Here is a 583-nt window from a genome sequence, read left to right on the forward strand (position 1 = left end):
GCGATGTCGCCATCCATCGAATAGACGCTTTCGAAGACGATCAGCTTGGCACGTTCGCGCCCGGCCGTCTGCAAAAGGCTTTCCAGATGCGCGACGTCATTGTGGCGGAAGATCTTCTTCTCGGCGCCCGAGCGCCGCACGCCTTCGATCATCGAGGCATGGTTCAGTTCGTCCGAGATGATCAGGCAATTGGGCAAAAGCCGTGCGATGGTCGAGATCGAGGCTTCGTTGGAGACGAAACCGGAGGTGAAGACCAGGGCGGCTTCCTTGCCGTGCAGGTCGGCCAGCTCATGCTCGAGTTCGACCAACGGGTTGGACGTGCCGGAAATGTTGCGGGTGCCGCCGGCGCCCGAGCCCATCTTGCCGGCCGCGGTCTGGAACGCGGCGATGACGTCGGCGTGCTGGCCCATGCCAAGATAGTCGTTGGAGCACCAGACGGTGATTTCCTCGGCGCGGCCGTTGGAACGCCAGATGGCGCGCGGAAACTTGCCCGCGATGCGCTCTAGATCGGCGAAGACGCGGTAGCGACGCTCGGCATGGAGCTGGTCGATCGCGTCCTCGAAGAACCGCTGGTAATTCATGT

General features: G+C 62.4%; 1 protein-coding gene. It reads right to left on the reverse strand.

Annotation, left to right across the window (positions count from 1 at the left end):
- Positions 1-581 (reverse strand): aminotransferase class I/II-fold pyridoxal phosphate-dependent enzyme (locus EN845_RS33820; RefSeq protein WP_135931266.1); only part of this gene is annotated, 581 nt, incomplete at its 3' end.
- Positions 582-583 lie beyond the last annotated feature (2 nt).

Origin of the sequence: Mesorhizobium sp. M8A.F.Ca.ET.202.01.1.1 (assembly GCF_004791595.1) — a bacterium.
Classification (GTDB): domain Bacteria; phylum Pseudomonadota; class Alphaproteobacteria; order Rhizobiales; family Rhizobiaceae; genus Mesorhizobium.